Origin of the sequence: Lachnoanaerobaculum saburreum DSM 3986 (assembly GCF_000185385.1) — a bacterium.
Classification (GTDB): domain Bacteria; phylum Bacillota; class Clostridia; order Lachnospirales; family Lachnospiraceae; genus Lachnoanaerobaculum; species Lachnoanaerobaculum saburreum.
The window spans coordinates 2976717-2978689 of record NZ_GL622296.1 but is presented as its reverse complement, the minus strand read 5'-3'; the positions used below and the strand labels follow the sequence as shown (position 1 = coordinate 2978689).

The 1973-nt window shown below is 35.2% G+C and carries 2 protein-coding genes; both read left to right on the top strand.

From position 1 onward, the window contains the following. Window positions 1-105 precede the first annotated feature (105 nt). On the top strand, window positions 106-1173 hold the full coding sequence (locus tag HMPREF0381_RS13750) for a Gfo/Idh/MocA family protein (protein WP_008752621.1): 1068 nt from the start codon (window positions 106-108) through the stop codon (window positions 1171-1173). Beyond that, window positions 1173-1973: ThuA domain-containing protein (locus HMPREF0381_RS13745; protein WP_008752620.1), on the top strand; the 801-nt coding region annotated here is incomplete at its 3' end. The genes HMPREF0381_RS13750 and HMPREF0381_RS13745, both read left to right, overlap by 1 nt.

Below are 1973 nucleotides of genomic sequence, written 5' to 3'. Positions count from 1 at the left end.
TTTATAACTGCGTATATGTAATAATCAAAGAGAAAAGAATGAAAATATAAAAAATATTTACGTAAATATTTTAATGAATAAAATGCTTGGAAAGGAACGCTACCAATGATTAAATTTGGAATTATAGGCTTTGGTTACATGGGACATAAGCATGAGATAAAAATCGCACAGACAAAAGGAATGGAATTGGTGGGGATTTGTGATATTGACGAGTCAAGGATGAACGATTCATCAACTCCGGGAGTTATCAAGTACACAGATGCGGATAGATTGCTTGAAAATGATGAGATTGATACTGTGCTGATTGTTGTTGAAAATCACAAGCATAGAGAAATGGTGGAGAAGGCCGCAAGAGCAGGAAAAAACATTATCTGTGAAAAGCCGGTTGCTCTTAGTGTGAAAGAATTTGATGAAATGGTGCAGATATGTAAAGAGTGTGAGGTTGATTTTACAATTCACCATCAAAGACGATATGATAAAGATTACAGGACAATGAAAACGGTTTATGACAAAAACTTACTGGGCAATATATATACAATTCAATCAATGTTATATGGTATAAACGGAAATATGCATGACTGGCATGTATATAAAAAATACGGCGGCGGAATGCTTTATGATTGGGGCGTTCACTTGATTGACCAAATATTATGGATGGTTCAATCTAAGGTTGAATCTGTCTATGCTCAGGTGAGGAATGTGATTAATTTTGAGGTTGATGATTATTTTAAAATTGACATAAAATTTCAAAATAATATTCATGCGGAAATAGAACTTGGAACATATTTTTTGGAAGATAAAGAAAATTGGTTTGAACACCATTGGTTTATCGGCGGCGATAAAGGAAGTGCATACTCGGACGGCTTTTTTCCGAAAGGTAAAATTGTAAAAACAAGCCGTCTTCTTACAAATGTTCCGGGTAAGACAACTATGACTTTTGCAGGTCCTACACGTTCGTTCGGACATATTGATAAAGATATTCTTTTGACAGAGGAACTTCCTGTTGCGGATACTGAGCAGATTGATTTTTTTGAAAATTATAGAGATGCACGAGAAGGACAAACTGAATTTATAATTAAAATCCCCGAAATACGCAGGGTGATGCAGATTCTTGAAGCTGTTTGGAAGTCATCAGAGAAAAACGAAGTAATAAAATTTGACGGAGGTTTATAATGCGTATTGTTGTATGGGATGAAAATTTACATAAAAAAGAGGAAGAAGTTCAGAAAGTTTATCCAAGGGGTATTGCTGAGGAAATAGCAGGCGGAATAAACAGAGAATTATCTTTTGCCGATAATTTTGAAGTTACATGTTTGAACAGTGATATGGATGAATTCGGATTGACTGAAGAAATATTGGAGAAAACAGATGTGCTTGTCTTTTGGGCGCACCGTACCCATGGGATTTTTCCGGATGAAATAGTAGAAAGAATATATAACAGAGTGATGAAAGGTATGGGACTTATTGTGCTGCACTCGGCTCATTTGAGTAAAGTATTTAAAAGGCTGATGGGAACAAGTTGTACATTAAAGTATCGTTATGGGGACTTTGCACGTATATGGACCACATCTCCTTCACATCCGATAGCAAAAGGGATACCTGAATTTTTTGATTTGGAAGAGGAAGAGATGTACGGGGAGTTTTTTGATATCCCCAAGCCTGATGATGTCGTTTTTACTACTTGGTTTTCAGGGGGTAATTTATTTAGAGGGGGCTGTACATGGCAGAGAGGATACGGGAAAGTTTTTTACTTTCATCCGGGACATGATACAAATTCAGCCTATTACAATCCTTTAGTGCTAAAGGTAATCAGCAATGCGGTTTTGTGGGCTGCGCCGATAAAGGAAAGAGAAGATATCAGATGTGAAGAGTATTCAAGAATAAATTTACGTAAAAATAAAATATATGTAAAACAAACGCTATTAAATGTGTTAAATAAACAAAATAGATATTTATTATTATACAAATATTAT

Bases quoted from the DNA above. Each gene is read 5' to 3' on its own strand.
- HMPREF0381_RS13750 (WP_008752621.1), top strand. From the start codon at position 106: ATGATTAAATTTGGAATTATAGGCTTTGGTTACATGGGACATAAGCAT.